This window comes from Tateyamaria rhodophyticola (assembly GCF_047777875.1).
Lineage (GTDB): Bacteria > Pseudomonadota > Alphaproteobacteria > Rhodobacterales > Rhodobacteraceae > Tateyamaria.
On sequence record NZ_CP180519.1, the window covers coordinates 810,890 to 836,180 of the forward strand.

The window sequence follows — 25,291 nt, forward strand, 5'->3', positions numbered from 1 at the left end:
TCAGCTGCCGTCAGCGATCATGCCGGTGACAAGATCATAGAGCTCTTGCGCGGGCAAACCTGCGGCGGTGTTCTGTTCGATCCAGGCGGCAGCGGCGGGGGCTGCGGCAGCCTCCTTGAACGCGGCGATTTCACTGTCTGCAAAGGTCACGACGGCAATGTCACGTTCTGCGAGGGCCGGACCCCACGCATCCATCGTCGCACCATTATAGTTCGCCACATAGTGATCGAGCGCCGCGTCCACGGACCCGAGCAACGCCGCGCGATGATCGTCTGGCAGGTCTGCCAGTGCGTCGCTGTTCACGACGACGGGGCAATTCACAGTGCCGGGGTTCAGATTCCCGGTCCACCAGGTCGCGTTCTCAATCGTGCCGAATGACATGTGCGCGTGCGGGGCAAAGGCCACGGCCTTTACCACGCCGGAATCCATGGCTTGGCGTACTTCGCTGGCAGACATGGAGGTGGGCACCGCGCCCACCGTCTGCATCGCAGCCCCGATACCGCCTGTTGCACGCACGCTGAGGCCAGCAAAATCCGCCAGGGTCGCCGGCGCGTCACCGACACCGACGATGTTGTATTGCGGCAATGGCGACGGCATCAGAAGCGTTGCATTCCAGCGGCCAAGGTCAGCCTGCGCCGCCGGGTGCTGGTACACGGCCATGGACACGGCGACCTCTTGTTCCAGAGAGCTTACCCCGAGAAACGGCAGCTCCAGCACAGTGATCGACGGATTCTTGTCACGGTGATAGCCCGCGCAGAATTGCGCCATCTCAAAGGCACCGATGGAAATGCCGTCGAGGTTCTCGCGGTTGTTGCTGAGCCCGCCATAGCTGATGTTCATGGTGAACGCGCCGTCGGTCTTTTCGGACACCAACTCGGCCAGCTTTTCCACGTGTTCTGTAAATGCGCGGCGTTTGCCCCACAGCGATACATTCCATTCGGTGGCCACAGCCTCACCCGCAAAGGCGGTCGCAAGGGCGGCGACAGCCGCGCGGCTCAGATATGTCTTCATGTCAGATGTCCTCCCAGAAACATGTGGGCGGAGTTTTGCCGAAAACGTCACCGTGGACTCATGAAGAAAACTGCGCGCGGTTTTGGACGGACCCTGCGGATTTCCGCAGAGCTAGAGCAGCGCGTCCTTGTCGAGACCAAGTTTGACGATTTTCTCGTTCAGGGTCCGCCGCCCGATACCAAGTGCTGCGGCTGTGTCGTCCATGCGTCCGGCATTGGCCTGTATCGCCTTGCTGATCATCTGGCGTTCGAATGCCGCGACGGCCTCGCGCAGGCCGGTGCGGTTGTCCGTGCCCGTTTGCGCGCCGGACATTGCATCATCTATCGCGCGCGGACCCAGCCGGGACATCATCACATGCCGTTCCGCCACATTGCGCAGCTCGCGCACGTTGCCGGGCCAGTCATGCGCAATGAGCGTCGCCACATCCCTGTCCGTAAGGTCGGGCGTAGCTGTGTCGTAGAGCGTCGCGAAGTCCTGCAGGAACCGCAGCACCAAAAGCGGCACATCATCGGGACGCGCACGCAAGGGCGGCAGATGCAGGGTGAAGCCGTCGAGGCGGAACATCAGATCTTGCCGCAGCCGCCCCTCGGCAACCGCGACCTGCGGGTCCTCATTGGTTGCCGCAACGATGCGCAGGTCCATATGATCGGGTGCGCCCTGGCCCGGCTCCAACACTTCACCCGTTTCAATGAGGCGCAGCAGGGCGGGCTGCAAATCCGCGGGACAGGCACAGATTTCGTCAAGAAACAGCGTCCCACCACCCGCGCTGCGCGCCACGTGGGGCAGGTTGTCCGGCCCGACCTGCGCGGCATTCACCGCGATGAACGGCCCGTCACAGCGGGGCGACAGGTCGTGGATGGCCCGCGCCACCAGGTCCTTTCCGGTGCCGGTTTCCCCCTGGACAAGGACAGCCGACTGGCTGCCTGCGACCATGGTGATCGTGTCGCGCAGGCGGTGCATATCGGGCGACTGCCCCAACAACACGCGATCCAACCCCGACAGCTGCTGCACCCGGGCGCGCAGGCGGTGATTGCTTTGCTGCATCCGGTGCTGCGCCGCCGCGTGCGACAGGATCAAAAGCAGGCGCTTGGGATCGTACGGTTTTTCGACAAAGCTGTAGGCGCCATGGTTCATCGCCTCTACCGCCGTCGGGATATCCCCATGGGCGGAGATCAGCACAATCGGCGGCGCGGCCTCCACGGTCTGCAACAGCTCAAGGCCCGTCATCTCGGGCATGCGCACATCCGACAGGATCACATCCGGCTGAAACTGCACGATCCAGCGGTCAGCATCCGTGGCACGGGCCAGCGGCTTGGCCACCCAGCCCGAGGCTTCGATCAGATCCACCAGCGAGTTGCGCATCAGTCGGTCGTCGTCGATGATCAGAACACGGTATTGCGTCATTGCGACCCCGCCACGTTGCGCGGCAGGTCCACCCGAAAGACCGCGCCGCCTTCGGCCCGGTCCGCGGCTGAAATACTGCCGTTGTGATCCGACACGATCCCCGCCGATATGGTCAGGCCCAGCCCCATGCCCTGCCCGCTTTCGCGCGTTGTCGCGAACGGTTCGCGCAGATCATCCAATGTCTTGTCCCCCAGCCCGTGGCCGGTATCGGCCACTTCGAACCAAACCTGATCCGGCGTCCCGCCCAGTGTAATGGTCACGTGGCGTGGTTCGGTCACCTCTACCGCATCAAGCGCATTGCGCACGAGATTGGTCACCACCTGTTCGATCCGTAACCGATTGGCCCGCAAGGTCAGATCACCGGCCCCCGCCACCGACACGTCAGCCTGTCGTGCCGCGATGCTCGGTTCCAGCAGCGTGAGCGCATCCTGCACCGCATCGCCGAGGTTAAAATCCTCGAACCGGTCGCGCCCCTTGCGGGAAAAGAACTTGAGCTGGCGCGTGATGTTTTCCATGCGCGCCACAAGGCCCGTCATCTTGTCATTGAGCGGCGTCGCGCCGTCCGTCATTTCCGACGCGGCCAGTTGGTTGCGCATTGCGGCGATGGGCTGACCCAGTTCATGGGTCACCGACGACGCCAGCTGCCCCAACGCGGCCAAGCGCCCGGCGCGTTCCAGTTCGGCTTGGGTCTTCTGCAAGGTCCGTTCGGCGATGCGCCGTTCCTCGATCTCTATCGCGAGGCGCTCATTGGCAGAGCGCAGCTGCGCCTCTTCACGTTCGGACACGGTCAAGGCATTCCGAATACGGCGCAACCGGCCCACCTGCCACGCGCTGAAGCCCAGCAACACCAGCGTCAGAAAGGTGCCCGTCGTAAGCCACGCCCGCGCCACCGCCTGATCATCCGGCACGAAAAAGTGCAGCGACCAGCTGTTGGGCAGGTCCGCGCTGGTCAGGTACAGCAGTTGCGCCTCACCCACCTGCGCGGTTTGTCGAACGGGATCAAAGGACCACTCCAGCGGCTCCAACCGCTCCGCCCCGAACTGGCGCGACGCCACGATGCGCGCGCGCTGTTCCTGCGTCAGAGGTGCCAGTGTTTTGTACCGCCAGTCCGGATCAGAAGCGAGCAGGACGACCCCATCCGCATTTGCCAAAATGATCCGCTCACCCGACGCCTGCCAATCGTCCTGCAAGCGCGACAGGTCAATCTTGATCGCGATGACACCGCGCGCATCACTTTGCGGGGGACGCACGGCCATCGCGTAGAAATAGCCCGGTATACCGGTCGTCGCACCGATCCCGTAAAACTCTCCCAGTTCGCCGTTCTGCGCGGCCTGAAAATAGGGGCGATAGGCGTAGTTCTGACCTTTGAAACTGTTCGGACTCTTGGCATTTGACGCGGCAATCGTGACACCGGCATCGTTCATGAGGTACATCGCATCCAGACCTGCGCTTTGGGCAAACCGGGCCAGTCGGTAATCCAGCGCCTCCAGCGTGTCCGGCGGTTCTGCCGCGATGGCGCGCGTGACAACCGGATCAAGCGACAGCAAGAACGGCAGGTGCGCAAAGTGGCGCAATTCGGATTCCAGCGTGCTGCGATAGAGGGTCAGACGCGCCGCCGCCGTTTCAATATCCTGCGCCTTGAAATAGGCAAAGGACGCCCATTGCAGCGCCACAGCCAGCGCCAGAACAGCGGCCAGAGGGATCAGGAAAACACCACGCATCCGGCTGACTTGACCGGAGGGCCGCGAAAAATCAACCTCTGCCGTGTCAGCCGCGGCCCGAGACTGTGCCCTGATACCGGTCCAGTTCCGTGATCAAGGTTCGTCCGGTCGGCACATCGTGGCGCGCGGAAAACTCATCCCAAACGGGACCGAATGGCATATCCTTGTATTCCTCGGTCACCATCAGGCGCGTGGTGTAGTCCAGCCCGTCCTCACTGCGTCGCAACTGATCCCAAGGCAACAGGAATGCACGGAGCAGCGCCTTTTGCATATTGCGTGTCCCGATGACCCAGGCGGCTGTCCGGCTGATCGTTGCGTCAAAGAAATCAAGGCCGATATGGGTCCGGTCCAACAGGCCGGTGCTGACCAGTTCCTGCGCCATTTGCAGGATACTGTCATCCAGCAGGATCACGTGATCGCTGTCCCACCGCATGGGCCGCGAGACGTGTAACAGGATTTCATCCACCGACAGACCCACCGAACTCAGCTTGTCCGCGATGTTTTCGGTTGGGTGGAAATGCCCCATGTCGAGGCACAGGAGCGTGCCCTTGCGGATCGCATATCCCATGTAGAATTCGTGACTGCCTACGGTGCAGGCCTCGACCCCGATCCCGAACAGCTTGCTTTCGACCGCATCGCGCATCCGTGCGTTGTCCTGCGGCGGGGCCAGCATCGCATCCAGCGATGCCTCAAGGCGGGCGCGCGCGGCCATGCGGTCCACGGGCGTATCCTTGTACCCGTCGGGCACCCAGATGTTGTTGACGCACGGCGACCCAAGCGCCGCCCCCATCTGTCCCGCGATCTCGCGGCACCGTTTGCCATGTTCGATCCAGAAATCGCGGATACCCGCATCCGGATGGCTGAGCGTCAGATTGTCGTCCGCCTTGGCATGGGCAAAGAAGGTCGGGTTGAAATCAAGGCCCAGCCCCTGTTCCGCCGCCCACTGCACCCAGGGTTCGAAATGCGTGAATTCGATCTCGTCCCTGTCCGGCGTTGCTTCGGTATCAAGATACATTGCATGCAGGTTCAACCGATGCTTGCCCGGGATCATGCCATAGGCAAATTCCAGATCGGCGCGCAGTTCATCGGGTGTCCGCGCGCGCCCCGGATGGTTGCCCGTGGCCTGAATACCGCCACCGGAGGATCCCGTCTTGGTCTCGAACCCGACCACGTCATCGCCTTGCCAGCAATGCATGGAAATCGGGATGTGGGACAGGCGGTCAAGTGCAGTTTCGGTGTCCACGCCCCATTCGGCAAACGCGGCCCTTGCGGTTTCATATGTCATGGTGCGCGCCCTACCGTGTGAACGCCTGGACGTTGCCCGCGTCCACGTTGATGATGTTGCCCGTCGATTTCGACGAGGTATCGGCGGCAAAGAAATAACACGCCTCGGCGATGTCCTCGGGCAGGACCGACCGTTTCAGCATCGAGCGGTTGCGGTACATTTCCTCCAGCCCATCCTTGTCTGTGCCGTAGGTGTCGGCCCGCTGTTCCAGCCAGTCGCCCTCCCAGATCTTGGACCCGCGCAGAACCGCATCCGGGTTGACCACGTTGACACGAATGCCCGCCTCCGCCCCTTCGAGCGCGAGACAGCGCGCCAGGTGGATTTCCGACGCCTTTGCCGTACAATACGCAGCCGCATTGGGCGATGCGGCCAGACCATTCTTGGACGCCACAAAGACCACGGCGCCACCCATATCCTGCACGCGCATCAGCTTGAACGCCGCGCGACTGACCAGGAAATAGCCCGTGGAAAGGATGTCCATGTTCTTGTTCCAAAGCGCGAGCGACGTCTCCTCGATCGGGGCCGAGGACGCGATGCCAGCGTTGGACACCAGAATATCGACGCCGCCGAACTCCACCGCCGCATCGGCAAAGGCGGCATCGACCGCCTCTTCGCTTGTCACGTTCATCGTGACGCTGCGCACCACATCCGCACCGTAACGCCCCACCAGTTGCGCTTGCGTTGCCGCCAGCCCGTCTTCGTTGATGTCCGCCAGCACCACACAGGCGCCTTCGGACAGGTATCGCTCTGCCGTGGCGGCACCGATGCCGCCCGCACCGCCCGTGACCAGCGCCACGCGCCCCGCCAGCGATTTCGGCTTGGGCATGCGCTGCAGCTTGGCCTCTTCAAGCAGCCAGTATTCGATGTCGAACGCCTCTTGCTCGGGCAGGCCCTGATATGTGCTGACCGCGGATGCGCCGCGCATGACGTTGATCGCGTTGACGTAGAATTCGCCCGAAATCCGCGCAGTCGCCTTGTCCTTGGCAAAGGTGATCATGCCGACCCCCGGCACGAGGTACACAACCGCATTCGGATCGCGAATGGCAGGGCTGTCGTCATGTTTGCAGCGGTCGTAATAGGCGGCATAGTCCTTGCGATAGGCTTCGACCTGCGCGGGCAGACCCTCAAGCACCGCGTCTATATTGCCCGCGGCCGGGTCAAACGGCACCACAAGCGGGCGAATTTTCGTGCGCAGGAAGTGGTCCGGGCAGGACGTGCCAAGGGCCGCGAGCGGCTCCATCTGCTGCGCGTTCACGAATTCCAGCACTGCGTCACTGTCATTGAAATGGCCCACCATGTGCTGATTGCCGGACACAAAGCCGCGGATGGCCGGCATCAGGCGCGCGGCTACGGCACGGCGCGCATCCGGCTCAAGGCTCTGGTGCACAGCCCCGCCAAATGCAGGGGTGTCGCCCGTACGCTCGGCCAGCCAACGGGTCGCGACATTGATCACATCAATCGTCTGATCATAGCATGCGCGCGCAGTGTCGCCCCACGTAAACAGCCCATGGCTTTCCAGCACGACACCATCCGCATCCGGGTTCTCGACACAGAATTTCTCGAGCCACAGTCCCAGTTCGTAGCCCGGTTTCTTCCACGGCAACCAACCGATGCGGTCCCCGAAAATCTCCTGCGTCAGGTCCTTGGAATTGACCGAAGCGGCGATGGCTATGATCGCATCAGCATGCACGTGATCCACATGTTTGCGCGGCACATAGGCATGCAACGGCGTGTCGATGGACGCCGCGCGCGGGTTCAGCCGAAAGGTGCAATGCGGCAGATAGCCGACCATTTCATCCTCATGCTCGACCCCGCGATAGAGCCCCTTGAGCGCCTGAAGCTTGTCCATGTAAAGCGTGGCAAACCCGTCCATCTTGATCGACCCGATATCGCCGCCCGACCCTTTGACCCACAGGACCTCAACCTCATCGCCGGTCAGCGGGTCTGTTTCCATCACCTTGGCTGATGTGTTGCCGCCCCCATAATTTGTGACCCGCTTGTCCGCGCCAAGGATGTTGGACCGATACAGCAGCAATTCCGACTCGCTCATTCCGGCGACGTCTGCGTCGTTCCAGCGGCTGTCCAGCAGCTGAGTGTCCAATGATTTCAACATGTTTCCTCCCGGTTGGCGCTGAAACACCATACAGTCTTCGCCCCTAGGCTGTGCCTGACAGGCGGCGTTGTCAATCACTAACAATCATTTTCAATCATGCTGCGACGCAGAATGATTGCTTGTGATTGTTTTTGATTGACAGACCGCTCGAATCTGCACAGCGTAATGAGCAGGGAGAGCCGAAATGCACGAAAAAGAACGCCATACGATCATTTTGTCAGCGGTCGACGAACGTCCCGTCGTGACGGTGGGTGACCTGTGCACGTTGACCGGCGCGTCCGAGGCAACGATCCGCCGTGACATCGCGACACTGGACCAGGAGGGCAAGCTGCGCCGGGTGCGCGGCGGTGCAGAAGCGCTGAACCCGCCCCAGTTTGTCGGACTGGCGGGCCGTCCGTTCTCCGTGAACGAAACCATGCGGATCGAGGAAAAGCAGGCCATTGCCGCCGCCGCCGTCGATCTGTGCGACGACGGGGACGCGATCATCATCAACGGGGGCACTACCACGTTTCAGATGGTGCACCCGCTGGCCAGTCGCCGGATGCAGGTGTTCACCAATTCGTTCCCCATCGCCGAGCACCTGCTGAAGCACTCCAAGAACACCGTGATGTTGTCCGGCGGCACGATCTACCGGGAGCAGAACATCATCCTGTCGCCCTTCGACAATGACGTGACCCGCAATTTTTGCGCCCGGCGCATGTTCATGGGCGCGCAGGGCCTCGGGCCGCTTGGCCTGATGGAAGCCGACCCGCTTCTGATCCATGCGGAACAGAAACTGATCGGGCAGGCCGACGAATTGATCGTGCTGGCCGACAGTTCCAAATTCGAACAGCGCTCCAGCCTTGTGCTGTGCCCGCTGAACCGGATCACTACGGTGATCACGGACGACCGGATCACGGACAAGGCAGCCGCAATGCTCGACGCCGCCGAAGTGAACCTGATCGCTGTCCATGTGGGCGGCGCGCAGAACGTGGTGGCGTCCTAGCGCCGCACATCAAGAGTGAACGTACTCAGGGAGGAAACCAATGAAACGTCGCACCTTTACCACATTGACCGCAGGGCTGAGCCTTGCCGCGGGCCTGATGGGCACATCCGCACTGGCCGCTGATGACATGCGCATCGCCCTCGTCGTCAAGGCGCTCGGAATCGGATTTTTCGAAGCGGCGGCAGAAGGCGCCGAAGCTGCGGCGGAAGAACTGGGCGGTGTGGAGATCATATACACCGGCCCGACCGACACGACGGCCGAAGGGCAGATCGAGGTCATCAATTCGCTGATCGCCCAGAGCGTTGACGCCATCGCGGTCTCTGCAAACGACACCGACGCACTGGTGCCCACGCTCAAACGCGCCATGGACCGTGGCATCGCCGTGATTTCGTGGGATTCCGGCGTCGCGCAAGAGGGTCGCATGGTCCACCTGAACCCATCGTCCAACGCGCTGATCGGCAACATGATCATCAAGCTGGCCGCCGACCATCTGCCCGAGGGCGGTGACGTTGCTGTCCTCTCCGCCAGCGCGACCGCGACGAACCAGAACATCTGGATCGAAGAGATGACCAAGGTGCTGCCGAACTATGACGGCATCAATGTCGTGGGCACCGTTTATGGCGACGATCTGGCCGACAAATCCTACCGCGAGGCGCAGGGCCTGATGCAGTCCTACCCGGATCTTGATGCGATCATCGCCCCCACATCCGTGGGCATCGTGGCCGCCGCGCAAGCCGTGGCAGACGCGGGCAAGATCGGTCAGGTCAACGTAACGGGCCTTGGCCTGCCGTCGGAAATGGCAGGCGCCATTGAAAGCGGCGCGTCCAAATCCTTTGCAATCTGGAACCCCATCGACCTGGGATATTCCGCCACCTACATCGCCCATGCGCTTGCGTCTGGTGCGGTGACGGCCGAACCGGGCGCCGAGATTTCCATCGGTCGCGTGGGCTCCATCACACTGGACGATACAAACGCCGCCGCCATGGCCGATCCGTTTGTTTACGACGCGTCCAATATCGATCAGTTCAAGTCGATCTTCTAAGATCGCGGACTGAACCCGGCGCGACGGCCCAACCCGTCGTGCCGGGTCACCCCCTTATTTTTTGAAATCGCCGGGACACGCAATGCAGATGCAGACTGAGACATCGGTGCACGCGACCGCAGGCCACATCGCGCAGCCGGTGTTGGCCCTGTCCGGCATCACCAAGGTCTTTCCCGGCGTAAAGGCACTGTCCGACGTCTCGCTCAGCCTCTATCCGGGCAAGGTGACGGCCCTGATCGGGGAAAACGGCGCGGGCAAATCCACGGTCGTCAAAATCCTCACCGGGATTTACCAACCTGACGGAGGCGCGATCCTTGTGGATGGTGCGCCTGCCCTGTTCTCCACACCGCAAGCCGCCGCAGAACACGGTGTCACCGCCATCCATCAGGAAACTGTCCTGTTTGACGAATTGTCAGTGGCGGAAAACATCTTTCTCGGGCACGCGCCGCGCGGCGCGCTTGGCCTCATCGACCGCAAGACGATGCACAGCAAGGCGCGCGCCCTGCTCGACGGGATCGGCGCGCAGATCGACCCCGATCACAAGCTCAAGGACCTTGGCATAGCGAGCAAGCACCTTGTGGCGATTGCCCGTGCCCTGTCCATCGACGCGCGCGTCGTGATCATGGACGAACCCACCGCCGCCCTGTCCCACAAGGAAATCGAAGAGCTTTACGCCCTGGTGGACAGCCTCAAGGCGCAGGGCAAGGCGATCCTGTTCATCAGCCACAAGTTCGACGAAGTGTTCCGCATCGCCGACAATTACACCGTGTTCCGCGACGGGCAGTTGATCGGTGATGGCGCCATGTCGGACGTGACCGAGACCGATCTGGTCAAGATGATGGTCGGACGCGACGTGAGCCAGATTTTCCCCGAACGCGCTTCCAACATCGGTGACACGGTTCTGAACGTGAAGGACTATGCCCACCCGACCGAATTTGACGGCATCTCCTTTGCGCTGCGCAAGGGAGAAATCCTCGGCTTTTACGGGCTTGTCGGGGCGGGCCGGTCCGAATTCATGCAAGCGCTGTTCGGCATCACGCGGCCCTCTGCCGGCACGGTCGATATCAATGGCACGCGGGTCGAAATCAAATCCCCCGCCGATGCGATCGGCAACGGCATCGTCTATGTCCCCGAGGACCGTGGCAAGCAGGGCGCGATCCTGGACCTGCCGATTTTTCAGAATGTCACGCTGCCGTCGCTGGGGCGACTGTCCGGGAACGGGTTCCTGAAGCTGGCGCAGGAATTCCAGCTGACCCGCGAATATTGCGAGCGGCTGGATCTGCGGGCCGCGTCTCTGGACACCCATGTGGGCAACCTATCGGGTGGCAACCAGCAAAAGGTCGTGATCGCCAAATGGCTCGCGACAAGGCCGCGCATCATCATCCTCGATGAACCCACCAAGGGCGTCGATATCGGGTCCAAGGCGGCGGTCCATTCCTTCATGGCCGAACTCGCCGCCCAAGGGCTGGCGGTGATCATGGTCAGTTCTGAAATCCCCGAAGTGCTCGGCATGTCCGACCGCGTGATCGTCATGCGCGAGGGTCGGATTGCCGGTGAATTGGCCGGTGATGCGTTGCAACCCGAAACGCTCGTGCGCCTTGCCGCCGATATCTAGGAAAGCGCCGTCATGCTCAAACGTCTGATCTCATCGCGCGAGGCCTTGCTGGTCGGGGCCATTGTCCTACTTTTGGGGCTGATTGCGTCACGCTTTCCGGCCTTTGTGACCCCCGCGAACCTGGCCAACGTATTCAACGACACCTCCCCCCTGATCCTACTGGCCATTGGCCAGATGATCGTGATCCTGACCAAGTGCATCGACCTGAGCGTCGCGGCCAATCTGGCGCTCACGGGCATGGCGGTGGCGATGCTGAACCTCGTGGCGCCGGACCTGCCGATCATCTTCATCCTTGTACTGTCTATCGTGATGGGGGCAGCGCTTGGCATGATCAATGGGCTGCTGGTGTGGAAACTGGCCATCCCGTCCATCGTCGTGACCCTCGGCACGATGACCATTTTCCGTGGGACGATCTTCCTGTTGTCGGACGGCAAATGGGTCAACAGCCACGAGATGAGCCCGGCGTTCAAGGCCTTTCCCCGCGCCGAACTTCTCGGCCTTCCGGTGCTCAGCTGGATCGCGATCATCGCCGTCACTCTCTTTGTGATCGTCATGTCGCGCACGACGCTGGGACGCGCGTTCTATGCGGCGGGCGGCAATCCTCATGCCGCCACCTATGCCGGGATCAATGTGGGCAAAACGCAGTTCTGGGCCTTTACCATCTCGGGCGCGCTGGCGGGGCTTGCGGGCTATCTCTGGGTGTCGCGCTTTGCTGTGGCTTACGTCGACATCGCGGGCGGGTTCGAGCTGGACGTGGTGGCGGCCTGCGTCATTGGCGGCGTGTCGATTATGGGCGGTATTGGCACGGTCGCGGGCGCGCTTCTGGGCGCGCTGTTTCTGGGCATCATCAAGAACGCCCTGCCCGTCGTCGATATCTCGCCCTTCTGGCAACTGGCGATCTCCGGCGGCGCGATCATCATCGCCGTGGCCCTGAATGCGCAAGCCAACCGCAAGAAAGGCCGGATCATCCTCAAACAGGCGGAGCAACCGACATGAGCACCACCGACCGCATGATCCCCGACCGCCTGCGGTCGCCGCTGGAACAACGGATCAAAAGCTGGGAAACGCTGCTGCTGGCCGTGGCCATCGGCATCTTTGTCGCCAACAGCTTTGCCTCCCCTTACTTCCTCAACGCCTGGAACCTCAGCGACGCGACCTTCAACTTTACCGAAAAGGCGATGATCGCCTTTGCCATGGCACTGCTCATCATCTCGGGCGAAATTGACCTGTCTGTGGCGTCGATCATCGCGCTGGCCTCGACCGCGATGGGCGCCGCGGTGCAGGTGGGTGTGGGCACGCCGGGGCTTGTGATGATCGGGCTTGGCGTCGGCCTTGTCTGTGGCGCGTTCAACGGCGTCCTCGTGACCCGGTTTGGCCTGCCATCGATCGTGGTCACCATCGGCACGATGAGCCTTTTTCGCGGCATCAGCTTTATCGTGCTGGGGGATCAGGCCTATGGCGGCTACCCCAGCGGTTTTGCGTGGTTCGGTCAGGGTTATGTGTGGTGGGTGATCTCGTTTGAACTTGTCCTCTTTGCCATCATCGCGGTGATCTACGGCGTGATCCTGCACCGCACAAATTTCGGACGCGCGATATATGCCATCGGCAACAATCCGACCGGCGCGCTCTTTTCCGGCATCCGGGTGCAGCGGGTAAAGTTCATCCTGTTCCTGCTGACGGGTCTCATGTCCGGCATTGCCGCCGTGTGCCTGACGGCGCGGCTCGGCTCCACACGACCGTCCATCGCCACGGGGTGGGAGTTGGAGATTGTGACCATGGTCGTGCTGGGCGGTGTGAGCATCCTTGGCGGGTCGGGCACCATAGTGGGCGTGTTCATCGCGGCCTTTGTCATGGGATTGGTGACCTTTGGCCTTGGCCTGTTGAACGTGCCGGGCATCGTCATGTCCATCGTGATCGGCGCGCTTTTGATCGGTGTGATCGCCCTGCCCCGGCTGTGGTCGATGTGGCGGGCGCGCTAATGGAAAAGATCGCGTTCAAGATGCAGCTTAACCCCGGTTGCCGCGCAGAATATATCCGTCGCCATGACGAGATCTGGCCCGAGCTGTCAGAGCTGCTCCGGCAGGCCGGTGTCACGGATTACTCCATCCATCTGGACGCGGACACGCATATCCTCTTTGCTGTGCTCTGGCGCGCGGAGGGGCACGGCATGGACGATTTGCCAAACCATCCGGTGATGCAGAAATGGTGGGCGCATATGGCTGACATCATGAAGACGCACCCCGATAACGCACCCGTGGTCACGCCGCTTGAAACCGTGTTTCACATGCCATGACCCACCGCCATATCGCCGTGATCGACATTGGCAAGACCAATGCCAAGCTGGTGCTCGTCGATGCCGCCGACCTGTCCGAGATCGAGGTGATCACGCGCCCGAACACTGTCCTGCCGGGACCACCCTGGCCGCATTTCGACGTGGAGGCGCATTGGCAATTTCTTCTGCACGGCCTGCGCCGGTTTCAGCACAGCCACGGCATAGACGCCATTTCCATCACCACGCACGGGGCCTGCGCTGCGCTTCTGGATGCGGAAGGGATGCTGGCGGCGCCGATCCTTGATTACGAGCATGCCGGGCCAGATGATCTGGCCCGCGAATACGACACGCTCCGCCCTGCCTTTGCCGAAACGGGATCGCCCCGGCTGACGGGCGGATTGAACGTGGGCGCGCAACTGCATTGGCAATTTGCGCAGGACCCGACCCTGCACGCGCGCACGCACCGGATCGTGACCTACCCACAATTCTGGGGCGCGCGGCTGACCGGTGTTGCGGCGACGGATGTGACATCACTGGGGTGTCATACGGACCTGTGGGACCCGGCCAAGGCGGCCTTTTCCACGCTTGTGGACAGCTTGGACATCCGGGACAAGATGGCGCCACGCCATGTGCCGTCCGACATCCTTGGCCCCATCCTGCCGGAGATTGCCGGGTTGACGCGCATCCCCGAAAGCACGCCCGTCCATTGCGGCATCCACGATTCAAACGCCTCGCTCCTGCCCTATCTGCACAGCCTTCAGACCCCGTTCAGCGTTGTGTCCACCGGGACGTGGATCATCACCATGTCCATCGGTGGCACGACGCCTGCCCTTGATCCCGCGCGCGACACCCTGATCAACGTGACGGCCGATGGCACACCCGCCCCTTCCGCGCGGTTCATGGGCGGGCGCGAGCATGACATTGCCACCGGTGGTGCCCACGTCATCCCAAGCGCTGCCGACATCGACGCCGTGTTTGCGGATCAGGTCATGCTGATGCCCGCCGTGGTGCCCGACACCGGCCCGTTCAAAGGGCGCACAGCGCATTGGGTCGGGGACGAGCCGCCCATGGGAAGCGGGCAACGCACCGCTGCCGTGGCGTTCTACCTCGGGCTGGTGACAGCCGAATGCCTGACCAGTATCGGCCATGAGGGCGTGATCGTGGTCGAAGGACCGCTCGCCGCCAACACCCTGTTCCTCGATATGCTGTCAGTGGCCATGTCTGCGGATGTCTACCGTTCGGCCAGCGTCACCGGAACGAGCGCGGGGGCTGCGCGGCTGGCCCTCGACACGGACCCGCCCCCCGCGCAACTGGATCTCGTGAAACCGGACAGCGTCTCCCGCCTGCAAGCCTATGCCGCACAGTGGCGCGCAGCGGTCAGGACCTAATCCGCGATCAGATGGCACGCGGCATGGTGCCCGTCCGCAATGTCGCGAAACGCCGGCTCCGTCTCGCGGCACCGCGCCTCTGCGATGGGGCAGCGGCTGGCAAACCGGCAGCCTTTGGGAAGGTTCACAGGGTCGGGCGGATCGCCGGGGATCAGGATGCGCTGGCGATCAGCACCACGCCGGTCCACGCGCGGTACTGCGGACAGAAGCGCCTGCGTGTAGGGGTGGCGCGGGCCGTTGAAAAGGTCGAGGCGGCGCGCCTGTTCGACCACCTTGCCCATATACATCACCGCAATCTGGTCGCACATGTGCTGCACCACGCCCAGATCATGGCTGATGAACAGATAGGTCAGCCCAAACTGTGTCTGCAACCGCCGCAGCAGGTTCAGGATCTGCGCCTGCACCGCCACATCCAGCGCCGACACCGCCTCGTCACAGATGATCAGCTGGGGCCGCGTCGCCAGCGCCCGCGCAATCCCGATCCGCTGGCGCTGACCGCCGGAAAACTGGTGCGGGAACAGGCGCTGCTGTTCCGCCCGCAGGCCCACAGCCTCGAACAACTCATCCACGATGGCGCGTTTTTCCGCCTCGGACTTGTCCGTCAGGCTGTCGAGCGGTTCGCGCACGATGTCGGCCACCCGCTTGCGCGGGTTGAGGCTGCTGTAGGGGTCCTGAAAGATGAACTGCACCTTCTGGCGCATCTGCCGCAGGGCCTCGCCTTGCGTGCGCAGGATGTCATCCCCATCGAGCATCGCGGCGCCCTTGTGCGCCGCCACCAGCCGCGCCACGGCCAGCGCCGCCGTCGTCTTGCCCGACCCGCTTTCACCCACGATGCCCAGCGTCTGCCCACGCGGAATTTCAAACGACACGTCGTCCACCGCGTAAAGATAGCGCTTCTTGCCCCAGCCTCCGCGTTTGACCTCGAACCGGACGGTGAGGTTGTCGACCTTCAAAAGCGGCCCCGTCATTCAGAGGCCCTCCGCATGCCAGCAATCGGCGATCTGCCCGCCCTCAAAACGCGCCTCGGGTGGGCGCGCAGTGTGGCACCGGTCGCTCGCATGGGCACAGCGCGCTGCAAACAGGCAGGCATCGCGGCCAAAATCGCGCAAAGACGGCACGATCCCCGACACCTCAAACAGCTCCGGGCGCTCTTCGGTCAGCACATCATGCAGGTGCGGCACGCAGGAAATCAAACCTTGGGTATAGGGGTGGCGTGCATGGTCGATGATCTGGCCCACCGGACCAAGCTCCGCCTTGCGTCCGGCATACATCACGATCATCCGTTCCGCCATTTCGGCAACCGCGCCCATGTCGTGGGTGATCAGGACGATCGACGTGCCCGTCTGCGCCCGCAAATCGCGCAGCAGGTCAAAGATCTGCGCCTGCACCGTCACGTCCAATGCCGTGGTTGGCTCATCCGCAATCAGAATCCTGGGCTTGCACGCCAGCGCCATGGCGATCATCGCCCGCTGCCGCTGACCGCCCGACAGCTGGAACGGGTAATCCGCCGCGCGCCCCTTGGGGTTGGGAATGCGCACCGCATCCAGCAGCGCCACCGCCTCGCCCCAAGCCGCGCGACGGCTCAGCCCCTGATGCGCGCGCAGCACCTCGGCGATCTGTTCCCCGATGGTGAAGACGGGGTTCAGCGAGGTCATCGGCTCCTGAAAGATCATCGAGATGTCGTTGCCCCGGATCTCCCGCAGGCGCGCGGGTGACGCGGTTGTCATATCCTCACCGTCAAAGCGGATGGACCCGCCCGCCACACGGCCAATGCGGTCGGGCAACAGTCCCATGATCGCCAGCGCCGTCATCGACTTGCCACAGCCGGATTCGCCCACGAAACTCAGCGTCTCCCCCGCCTCCAGCGTAAAGGACAGATCGTCGATCACAGGCGCCGTTCCGTCCCGCGTGGTCAGCTCAATCCGCAGGTTTTCGACCTCAAGCAGCGCCATCAGCGTTGCCTCAGTTTCGGGTTCAGCGCGTCGTTCAACCCGTCACCCACCAGCGATATCGCCAACACTGTGATGAAGATCGCGAACCCTGGGATCGTGACGGTGTAACTGGCATCGAGAATATATTGCCGGTTCGATCCGATGATCTGCCCCCAGCTGACCACATTGGGATCGGTGAGGCCGAGGAAGGACAACCCCGCCTCAAACAGGATCGCGGAGCCGACCATGAGCGCCGATTGCACGATGATGGGCGGCAGTGCGTTGGGCAGGATCACGGCGAACATCAGCTTGGCATTGGGCACGCCGGACGCGCGGGATGCCATGACATATTCCAGCTCGCGAATGCGCAGGAACTCGGCCCGCGTTATGCGGGCGACGGCCGTCCAGCTGACCACGCCGATGGCGAATGTGATCATGGGCAGCGACGCGCCGAACAGCGCCACCAGCACCATGGAAAACAGCAAGGTCGGCAGCACCTGAAAGAACTCGGTCAGGCGCATCAGGATCTCTTCGACCCAGCCGCGATAGAACCCCGCAAGCGCCCCCACGCTCACCCCGATAAAGATCGACACAAACGCCGCCGCAAGCCCGATCATCAGCGACACCCGCGCCCCGTTGATGATCATCGCCAGCAGGTCGCGCCCGAGGTAATCGGTGCCCAGCAGGAACCCCTGCTCCCCCGGTGGCGAAAACGGTGCCCACACCATGTCGAACGGGTCCGTCGGATACAGGATCGGGCCAAACACCGCCATGAAACAGATCGCCCCCAGCACAATCAGCGCCACAACAGCGGCATGGTTGCGCAGGAACATGCCCCACGCCTCGCGCAGCGGGCTTTGCGCCTTGGGGATTTCGTCTTGCAGGCTCATGACCGGCCCCCGATGCGCGGGTCCACAAGCCGTTGCGCCAGATCGGTGAGCAAATTGCCCACGATCACCACCAGCGCGGAGAAAAACAGGATGCCCAGGATCGTGGGCGTATCGCGCGCAATGATCGACTGGAACGCAAGCGTGCCAAGGCCGGGCCAGCTGAACACCGCCTCGACCAGAACGGCCCCAGAGATGACGGCAGAAAACTGCAAACCGGCCAACGTGATGACGGGCGACACCGCGTTTTTCAGCGCGTGTTTGTAGACGACTTCGCGATCCGTCAGCCCCTTGGCCTTGGCCGTGCGCACATAGTCGGAGCCCAGCACTTCCATCATCGACGCCCGCGCCAACCGCGAGTAGAGCGCGAGGAATACGGAGGCCAGCGTCACCATCGGCAGCACAAGATGCCGCGCGATATCCGCCGCCTCGACCCAGAAATTGCCCTCGACCGTGACGTCCCGCATCCCCGCCACCGGAAAGATTGGGATTTGCAGCGAAAACGCGATCAGCAGCAGGATGCCGGTCCAGAACACCGGCGCGGAATAGCCAAAGAGCGCCACGAACGTGACCACATAGCTCGCCACCCCATTGGGCCTGCGCGCCGAGATCACGCCCAGCACCACGCCGATCAACAGCGCAAGGATCTGCGCGCTGAACACCAGAAGCAGCGTCGCAGGCAGCCGCTGCAGGATCAGTTCTGTCACCGGTTCATTGTAGAAAAACGAAAACCCCAGATCGGCCCGCAACACCCCACCCACATAGCGGGCCAGTTGCACGACAAACGTCTGGTCCAGCCCGTAATCCGCCCGGATCTGGTCCAGCAACTCCTGATCCGCGCCGCCCATCGATTGGCTGATCGTGTCCGCCACATCGCCCGGCGCCAGATGCATCAGGGAAAAGTTCAGGACCAGCACAGCCAGCAGCAGCAAAGCCGCATAGAACAGGCGGGTCGCGATGGTGCGCAGCACGGTCACGGGCGGGAACATCCTTGCATGAAAAACCCGCAGCAGGCGCCCCCGCTGCGGGTCGATGATCGCAGGATCACTCTTTGAGGTAGGTCATGTCGATCGGCGTCGACGTGCCCCAGATGCCCAAGGGCGGATTGCCCACCTTGTCGGAATAGACCGTGTGATAGGGCAGCGTGTTGGTGTGATAGACCGGCAGGTCCGTCGCGATGATCTGCTGGAACTCGGCATAGAGTTCCTTGCGCTTGGCCGGGTCGCTTTCGGTTGCGGCCATGGCCATGATCTCGTCCACACGGGCGTTGGAATAGCCTTGGGTGTTGGACCAAACGCCCTTGCCGATGTTGGTGCTGTCATAGGTGCGGTGCACCCCGATCACGGGGTCCCCCCAGTTGAACACCGTGTCCCAGCTCATGTCGAACTCCATGTCGCCCATGCGCTTGGCCCATGTCGGGAAATCCGCGCTGGCGCGCACTTCGACATCAATGCCCACCTTCTTGAGCGAGGCTTTGACATATTCCACCTGCGGTTTCACGCCGGGCCAGCCAAAGTCGATGGTCAGCGAGAACCGGCTGTCGCCGTCCATCGGATATCCCGCCTCGTCCAGCAGAGCCGCCGCCTTGTCGAGATCAACGTCATAGGTCGGCACATCCGCGTTATAGAACGGGCTGTCGGGGTGGATGCCCGTGCGGCTGTCGGCGGCGGTGCCCTGCATCAACGCGTTCTGGATAAAGTTCTTGTCGATGGAATAGGCGATCGCCTGACGCACGCGCACATCCGACAATGGCCCGTCACCGCCCGTGTTCATCGCCAGCCAGTCGAGCGGGCCGATGGCGCCGTACCCTTCGGGCGTAACGGTGATCCCGTCCACACCCTTGAGACGGTTGACCATTTGTGGGACCGATTCAAACGCACCCATGTGCAATTCGCCATTCTCATAGGCGATGGTGCGCGCCGACACATCCGTGATGATGCGCAGCACAACGCGGTCGAGATACGGCCGCCCGTCGATGAAGAAATCATCGAAACGCTCGAGGATCACATGCTCGCCGTTTTTGAATTCCACCAACTTGAACGGGCCGGAACCGACGACATTTTCGTTGTTGCGCGGGTGCGACTTGACCTCTTCAATGGGCACATCGCCATAGATGTGCTTGGGCAGGATCGACATCAGCTGTCCCGACATGGCCAGCATCAGCGCCGGATGCGGTTTGGACAGCTTGAGGATCGCGGTGTGCTCATCCGGTGTTTCGACCGTTTCCACGGGCGCGAACATTGTCTTGAACGGGTGGTTCGCCTTGATCACATCGACGGAGAACGCGATGTCTTCGGACGTGATCGGCGCACCGTCATGGAACACCGCGTCCTTGACGAGGTTGAGCGTGACAGACAGCCCATCTTCGCTGATCTCCCAGCTTTCGGCGAGATAGGGCTGCGGCGTCCAGTCTTCGTCATAGCGCAGGGGTGAGGCGAAAAGCTGGGCCGCCGGATAGCCCGTCACGATACCCGATTGCACCGCACCGTTCAGTGACCGGGGGTTCGATCCCATCACCGACACCAGCGTGCCGCCGCGCACCGGCTCTTCGGCCATGGCCTGGCCGACGGCCATCACGCTGACCAACGCGGCCGAGGCGACGAGCCCTTTGAACACATGCTTCATCATCATTCTCCCACATCGTTTTCGTTATTTTCTCAAAGCGTAGACCAGCCCATGCGTCACACAAAACGGAAAATGCAAAACGCCATGGGCGATTGTCCGAACGTCCGATCCCGCATACGCTTTGCCCAATTGTGCAAAAATGAGGCCCGCACCCATGTCCCAAACCACCATCTATGCGGCCCGCAAGATCATCACGATGAACCCGTCCCGCCCCGAGGCAACCCATGTGGCCGTGCGCGACGGGCGCATCCTTGGTGTCGGCACGCTGGAAGAACTGGCCACGTGGGGCCCGCATGATCTGGACAACCGCTTTGCCGACAAGGTGCTGATGCCCGGTTTTGTGGAAGGGCACGCGCACACGATGGAAGGCTCGCTCTGGGCCAAGGTCTATTGCGGCTGGTTCGACCGCATGGATCCCGGTGGCAGGATGTGGGACGGGCTCAAGAGCATCGACGCCGTGGTGGATCGGCTGCGGGTGGCCTCGGACGCGATGGACGATCCCGACGCGCCCCTGTCGGGCTGGCAGCTTGACCCGATCTACATGAACAACGAACGGGTGAGCCGCGCCGATCTGGACCGCGTATCGACCACACGGCCCATCGGCATACTGCACGCGTCCGGCCATATCATGAACGTGAACACCCGCGCGCTGGAACTGGCCGGGTTGATGAAAACCGGTCTGAACAATCCGGGCATTCCGCTGGGCGATGACGGATTTCCCACGGGCGAGTTGAAGGGGCCGGAGGTCATGACACCGGTGGGCGTGCATGTGGGGTTCGAACGCAACCTTCTGGACGCGGATGAAGACGGGCTGGTGAACTTTGCCCGGCTCTGCGTGCGCACGGGCACGACGACAATCACCGATCTGGCGTCCCGGCTGGACGAAGACACGGTGGACATGATGCTGCGCGTCACGTCGCAGCCCGACTATCCCGCCCGCATCGTGCCGTTGCGCTTTTTCCTGGGTCTCACGCCCGAAGACCTCGTGGCCGAAGTGCTGCGGCTGCGCGAGATGTCCACGGACCGGCTGCGCCTTGGCCGGATCAAGATCGTGGCCGATGGCTCCATTCAGGGGTTTTCCGCCCGCCTGCGCTGGCCCGGCTATCACAACGGCGCGCCGAACGGGCTGTGGTATATCGCACCCGAACAGCTGTCCGAAATCCTGCACCGCGCTTTGGAGGCGGGCGTGCAGGTGCATACGCACACGAATGGCGATCAGGCGACGCAGCTGGTGCTGGAAAAACTGGCCCCTGCCCTGCAGGCGCATCCGAACCCCGACCACCGCTTTACCCTACAACATTGCCAACTGGCTGATGCCGCGCAGTTTGCGCAGGCGGCCAAGCTGGGCATGTGCGTCAACCTCTTTGCCAATCACCACTTTTACTGGGGGGATGAGCATTACAACCTGACCGTCGGGCCGGAGCGCGCCACGCGCATGAACGCAGCGCGCTCGGCGCTGGATACCGGCATGCCTGTGGCGATCCATTCGGACGCGCCGGTCACGCCGCTCGGGCCGCTGTTCACCGCATGGGCCGCCGTCACGCGTCTGACCGCATCGGGCCGCGTGCAAGGGGCCGAGGAACGCATCACGGTGGCAGAAGCGCTCTGGGCCATCACCATGGGCGCGGCCTATACCCTGCACATGGAGGGCGAGGTCGGGTCCATCGAGACGGGCAAGCACGCCGATTTCGCCGTACTGGAGGATGACCCGACAACCTGCGATCCCATGGCGCTCAAGGACATTGCCGTCTGGGGCACGGTGCAGGGCGGACGGGTCTTTGCCGCCGCGGACCAATGACCGCAGCCATCCCCGTCACGATCATCGGCGGCTATCTCGGGGCGGGCAAGACCACGCTGATCAATGCGATGCTGCGGGCTGCAAATGGCGTGAAACTGGCCGTACTGGTCAACGAATTTGGCGAACTGCCCATCGACGAGGACCTGATCGAGGCGCAGGACGACGCGCTGATCTCCATCGCGGGCGGCTGTATCTGCTGCTCGTTCGGCTCAGACCTGAGTGCGGCGATGGTCAAGTTGGCTGAGATGTCGCCCGCACCCGATCACATCGTGATCGAGACGTCCGGCGTCGCCCTGCCGGGTGCGATCACCCACACGCTGTCCATTCTGTCGGGGTTTTCCGTGGATGGCATCTGTGTGCTTGCCGATTGCGCCCATGCTCGTGCGCAGGCGCAGGACGACTACATTGGCGACACGATCACGCGGCAGTTCAGCGATGCGAACCTGCTCCTGCTCACGAAATCCGATCTGGTGTCAGACGCGGTGCTGGCGGACATGCAGGCGTGGCTGCGCACCACGTGGCCCGCTCCGGGTCAGGTGGTGGTGCGGGACGGCAAGGTGCCGCTGTCCATCCTGCTGGGCCGGTTCGACGAGGCCGTCGCGAACAGCGTCACAGGCCACCACGATGCCGCCTATGACAGCGTGTTTCTCGACCCGTCGGGTCCAGTGGATGTGCAGGCGCTGGTGACCGAGCTGACCCGACCCGCGCATAATATCCTGCGCGCCAAGGGATTCGTGCGCGACCATGACGGGCACACAAGGCTGATCCAGATCGTCGGACCGCGCGCAGATGTGAGCGTGGCCGATACCCACGCCGCGCCGGGCCTTGTGTGTATCGGGCGCAGCGGTCTGCTGGCGCGTTCTGCCATTGCCTCACTTGTCCAGTGAGGCCAACCCAAAGACGGCGACCGGCGCCTCCAGCCCTTTGATCGGCTGCGCCCCCTGCGGCACCAAACCGGCGGGTGCGGCGGCGTCATGTGTCGCCTGATCCGCCAACACGGACAGGCCCATGTCCTTGCACTGCGCCTCAAGCCGTGCGGCAAGGTTCACCGCATCGCCATACACGGTGAATGACTGTCGGTCCGTCGATCCGATCGTGCCCGTGACCAGATCACCGCTGGCAATCCCGACCCTTACCGCAAATGCGTGCCGTTCCGCCACCGTTTGCAACGCCCTCGCGGCCCGCAAGGCCGATGCTGCCGGATCGGCTACACGGATCGGCGCGTTGAAGGTGACCAGAAAACCGTCCCCCAGATAGGACATCACAATGCCGCCCTCTGCCGACACGGCATCCGTCGCATCGGCCAGAAACGCATCAAGCGTGCGGATCACATGTTCGGGCGAATGCGCCGCTGAGAACGCGGTGAACCCCGCAATATCCATGACAAGTGCTGTGCCATACGCGCGCTGTGGCCGCATCGGCCCGTCGTTGGCAATCAGCTTTTGCGCTATCTCGGCAGGCACGTATTTGCCAAAGAGCGCGCTCACCCGCTCGCGCGCGCCGCGTTCGCGCCGCCATTCCATATCGGCAGCAACCTGGGCGAAAAACACACCGCGCGCCCGGTGCACCGCAATGGCCAGCGCCAGGGCTGCGAACATCAGCATCGCGGTTTCCTCGATCCGGTTGCCACGCCCGATAAAGTCGATTGATAGGAACACGCGCTCGTAATCACCGCGGGTCGCCGCCGGTGGGATGTCGGCCCAGGACAGCGTGCGGTCCATACCCGCCACCACCCAGACAAACGCCGCCCACCAGCCCACGACACACATCGCACCGGTCCAGAGCACCAGCCGCCACGACAGGCTCAGGCAGCAAATGGCAACCATCGGGAACAGAAAGTAGATGCCATAGGCGCGGAATGCGATGATCTGCGGCACGTCATCCGCCCGGCTGATGGGGATCAGCACAAAGAGCGCACAGATTGACAGCGTGTCGAGCGCATAGACGGCGTATTTCATCCACCACCGGTCCAGCGGTGTTCCAATCACCGCCAGATGCGCCACCCCCACGGCGGTAAAGATCAGCAGGACCACCACGGCCGCACCACGCGGCTCAAATTCCGTAAACAGGATCGGCGCGCCGACATACCACGCAAAGGCCAACCCGGTCACAAGCGTGCGTACGGCAATCGCAAGGCGCAGGCCTGCCTGTTCAGCCCGGATCAGGCGCGCGGCGGATTCAACAGAAAGCGGATCGGTGTCAGACGTGGTCATTGCGAAATCCCGCGTTGTGCCCGCGTGCCACTGTGCGGAACACGGCGCTGCATGACACCTGTGGCGCGATGTTCATTTGGCAACGACCGGGCGCCGCCAAGGCTCAGGGCAAAGCCCACCGCGATGATCAGAACCCCAACGCACTCGGCCACGGACGGCACCGCGCCGAACAGAACACATGCGATGGCGAGCGCAACCACAGGCGTAAAGACTGGCAACAGCGCCGCCACCTGCACCGGCAGCATCCGCACGGCACCAATCAGCGCCACAACGCTCAGAACGCCGCCCACGAGCCCCTGCATCACGATTTGCAGAACCAGCGCGGCAGGTTCCATGTCCCCCAAGCTCTCAACCGCCGAAGCCCCCAAAAGCGGGACCGCAACAAGCGCCGATCCCCCCGCCACGCTCAACGTGCCTTCGATCATCGGGATCCGCCACAGCCGGAGCAAGACCGTGTACCCGCCCCACAGACAGCCCGCAGTCACAAAGAATGCGGCACCCGTCTGCCAACCCGGCGCAAGCCCGCGCAGATCTAGACCGATCAACAGGGCAAGCCCCGCAAACATCACCGCGGCCCCCGCCAGCCGCCCCATGCCAATCGCCTGACCCAGCAGCACGCGCCCCAGCACAGCGCCCGTCACGAACACCGCTACCGGTGCAAACAAAAGGCCGTGGGACAACGGCGCATGAGCATAGCCGCTGACCGCGATCAGGCCGAACAACGGCCCGCCCAAGAGGATCAGCACCGCCAGCCGCGCCAACGGGACACCGGACGCCCGCCCCGACACATGCAGAAGAACCAGCGCGGGCAGGACAAACACCCCCGGCACGGCAAAGCGCAGGAACGCCAGCGCGTCGGGTGACATCCCCGCGTCGATCCCCTGTTTCGCCGCCACATTATACCCGGACCAGCACAGCACGGTCAGAGCGCCCAGCATCGGCCCAGTCCAAGATGTCATCGCCATTCTGCGTCTCCCTCTACGGTGCCACTTAGAATGCGC

At 62.9% G+C, this 25,291-nt stretch carries 21 protein-coding genes; 9 read left to right on the plus strand and 12 right to left on the minus strand.

Going from position 1 to position 25,291, the window contains the following annotated elements; genetic code table 11:
- The 5 genes from dctP to ACERHN_RS05520 all read right to left on the minus strand — a co-directional run bounded on the left by dctP (window position 1) and on the right by ACERHN_RS05520 (window position 7,534).
- Window positions 1-1,011, minus strand: coding sequence for a TRAP transporter substrate-binding protein DctP (gene dctP / locus ACERHN_RS05500; RefSeq protein WP_415921644.1), 1,011 nt, complete (start codon window positions 1,009-1,011; stop codon window positions 1-3).
- 111 nt (window positions 1,012-1,122) lie between these two features.
- Window positions 1,123-2,415, minus strand: coding sequence for a sigma-54-dependent transcriptional regulator (locus ACERHN_RS05505; protein WP_415921645.1), 1,293 nt, complete (start codon window positions 2,413-2,415; stop codon window positions 1,123-1,125).
- Complete coding sequence (locus tag ACERHN_RS05510) at window positions 2,412-4,136, minus strand: sensor histidine kinase (RefSeq protein WP_415921646.1); 1,725 nt, start codon at window positions 4,134-4,136, stop codon at window positions 2,412-2,414. The genes ACERHN_RS05505 and ACERHN_RS05510 overlap by 4 nt, the downstream gene beginning before the upstream one ends.
- A gap of 46 nt (window positions 4,137-4,182) precedes the next feature.
- Window positions 4,183-5,421, minus strand: a complete 1,239-nt coding sequence (locus ACERHN_RS05515) for an L-rhamnose isomerase (RefSeq protein ID WP_415921647.1) — start codon at window positions 5,419-5,421, stop codon at window positions 4,183-4,185.
- Window positions 5,422-5,431: 10 nt separating this feature from the next.
- Entirely contained in the window at window positions 5,432-7,534 is a 2,103-nt protein-coding gene (locus ACERHN_RS05520; RefSeq protein WP_415921648.1) for a bifunctional rhamnulose-1-phosphate aldolase/short-chain dehydrogenase, read from the minus strand.
- 184 nt (window positions 7,535-7,718) lie between these two features.
- On the opposite strand from ACERHN_RS05520, the gene ACERHN_RS05525 reads away from it, so the two are divergent.
- The 7 genes from ACERHN_RS05525 to ACERHN_RS05555 all read left to right on the plus strand — a co-directional run bounded on the left by ACERHN_RS05525 (window position 7,719) and on the right by ACERHN_RS05555 (window position 14,836).
- Window positions 7,719-8,519 carry a DeoR/GlpR family DNA-binding transcription regulator gene (locus ACERHN_RS05525; protein ID WP_415921649.1) on the plus strand — a complete coding sequence of 267 codons (801 nt, stop codon included), beginning with the start codon at window positions 7,719-7,721 and terminating at the stop codon, window positions 8,517-8,519.
- Window positions 8,520-8,559: 40 nt separating this feature from the next.
- Window positions 8,560-9,561: a rhamnose ABC transporter substrate-binding protein gene (gene rhaS / locus ACERHN_RS05530; protein ID WP_415921650.1), complete on the plus strand. Its 1,002-nt coding sequence runs from the start codon at window positions 8,560-8,562 to the stop codon at window positions 9,559-9,561.
- Window positions 9,562-9,643: 82 nt separating this feature from the next.
- The gene (locus ACERHN_RS05535; protein WP_415921651.1) at window positions 9,644-11,176 is read left to right on the plus strand and encodes a sugar ABC transporter ATP-binding protein; all 1,533 of its coding nucleotides are present in this window, start codon (window positions 9,644-9,646) and stop codon (window positions 11,174-11,176) included.
- Between the two features lie 12 nt (window positions 11,177-11,188).
- Window positions 11,189-12,172 carry an ABC transporter permease gene (locus ACERHN_RS05540; protein ID WP_415921652.1) on the plus strand — a complete coding sequence of 328 codons (984 nt, stop codon included), beginning with the start codon at window positions 11,189-11,191 and terminating at the stop codon, window positions 12,170-12,172.
- Window positions 12,169-13,155 carry an ABC transporter permease gene (locus ACERHN_RS05545; RefSeq protein ID WP_415921653.1) on the plus strand — a complete coding sequence of 329 codons (987 nt, stop codon included), beginning with the start codon at window positions 12,169-12,171 and terminating at the stop codon, window positions 13,153-13,155. Before ACERHN_RS05540 ends, ACERHN_RS05545 begins: the two co-directional genes overlap by 4 nt.
- The gene (gene rhaM, locus ACERHN_RS05550) at window positions 13,155-13,469 is read left to right on the plus strand and encodes an L-rhamnose mutarotase (RefSeq protein WP_415921654.1); all 315 of its coding nucleotides are present in this window, start codon (window positions 13,155-13,157) and stop codon (window positions 13,467-13,469) included. Before ACERHN_RS05545 ends, rhaM begins: the two co-directional genes overlap by 1 nt.
- Window positions 13,466-14,836, plus strand: coding sequence for an FGGY-family carbohydrate kinase (locus ACERHN_RS05555; protein ID WP_415921655.1), 1,371 nt, complete (start codon window positions 13,466-13,468; stop codon window positions 14,834-14,836). Before rhaM ends, ACERHN_RS05555 begins: the two co-directional genes overlap by 4 nt.
- On the opposite strand, the gene ACERHN_RS05560 is transcribed toward ACERHN_RS05555, so the two are convergent.
- The 5 genes from ACERHN_RS05560 to ACERHN_RS05580 are packed head-to-tail and all read right to left on the minus strand — an operon-like array spanning window position 14,833 to window position 20,285.
- The gene (locus ACERHN_RS05560) at window positions 14,833-15,804 is read right to left on the minus strand and encodes an ABC transporter ATP-binding protein (protein ID WP_415921656.1); all 972 of its coding nucleotides are present in this window, start codon (window positions 15,802-15,804) and stop codon (window positions 14,833-14,835) included. The two genes, ACERHN_RS05555 and ACERHN_RS05560, sit on opposite strands and share 4 nt — an antisense overlap.
- Window positions 15,805-16,788, minus strand: a complete 984-nt coding sequence (locus ACERHN_RS05565) for an ABC transporter ATP-binding protein (RefSeq protein ID WP_415921657.1) — start codon at window positions 16,786-16,788, stop codon at window positions 15,805-15,807. It lies immediately after the preceding gene.
- Window positions 16,788-17,657: an ABC transporter permease gene (locus tag ACERHN_RS05570; RefSeq protein ID WP_415921658.1), complete on the minus strand. Its 870-nt coding sequence runs from the start codon at window positions 17,655-17,657 to the stop codon at window positions 16,788-16,790. The genes ACERHN_RS05565 and ACERHN_RS05570 overlap by 1 nt, the downstream gene beginning before the upstream one ends.
- A complete protein-coding gene (locus tag ACERHN_RS05575) occupies window positions 17,654-18,643 on the minus strand; it encodes an ABC transporter permease (RefSeq protein ID WP_415921659.1) in 990 nt (329 codons plus the stop codon). The genes ACERHN_RS05570 and ACERHN_RS05575 overlap by 4 nt, the downstream gene beginning before the upstream one ends.
- Before the next feature lie 55 nt (window positions 18,644-18,698).
- The gene (locus tag ACERHN_RS05580; RefSeq protein ID WP_415921660.1) at window positions 18,699-20,285 is read right to left on the minus strand and encodes an ABC transporter substrate-binding protein; all 1,587 of its coding nucleotides are present in this window, start codon (window positions 20,283-20,285) and stop codon (window positions 18,699-18,701) included.
- 148 nt (window positions 20,286-20,433) lie between these two features.
- Here ACERHN_RS05580 and ACERHN_RS05585 point away from each other — a divergent pair, with 148 nt between their 5' ends.
- Together ACERHN_RS05585 and ACERHN_RS05590 are read left to right on the plus strand one after the other, a co-directional pair.
- On the plus strand, window positions 20,434-22,077 hold the full coding sequence (locus ACERHN_RS05585) for an amidohydrolase (RefSeq protein ID WP_415921661.1): 1,644 nt from the start codon (window positions 20,434-20,436) through the stop codon (window positions 22,075-22,077).
- Window positions 22,074-22,964: a CobW family GTP-binding protein gene (locus ACERHN_RS05590; protein ID WP_415921662.1), complete on the plus strand. Its 891-nt coding sequence runs from the start codon at window positions 22,074-22,076 to the stop codon at window positions 22,962-22,964. The genes ACERHN_RS05585 and ACERHN_RS05590 overlap by 4 nt, the downstream gene beginning before the upstream one ends.
- Here the strand turns inward: ACERHN_RS05590 and ACERHN_RS05595 are convergent.
- Both ACERHN_RS05595 and ACERHN_RS05600 read right to left on the minus strand, forming a co-directional pair.
- Window positions 22,950-24,290: an adenylate/guanylate cyclase domain-containing protein gene (locus ACERHN_RS05595; protein ID WP_415921663.1), complete on the minus strand. Its 1,341-nt coding sequence runs from the start codon at window positions 24,288-24,290 to the stop codon at window positions 22,950-22,952. The two genes, ACERHN_RS05590 and ACERHN_RS05595, sit on opposite strands and share 15 nt — an antisense overlap.
- Window positions 24,287-25,255, minus strand: coding sequence for a DMT family transporter (locus ACERHN_RS05600; RefSeq protein ID WP_415921664.1), 969 nt, complete (start codon window positions 25,253-25,255; stop codon window positions 24,287-24,289). The genes ACERHN_RS05595 and ACERHN_RS05600 overlap by 4 nt, the downstream gene beginning before the upstream one ends.
- Window positions 25,256-25,291 lie beyond the last annotated feature (36 nt).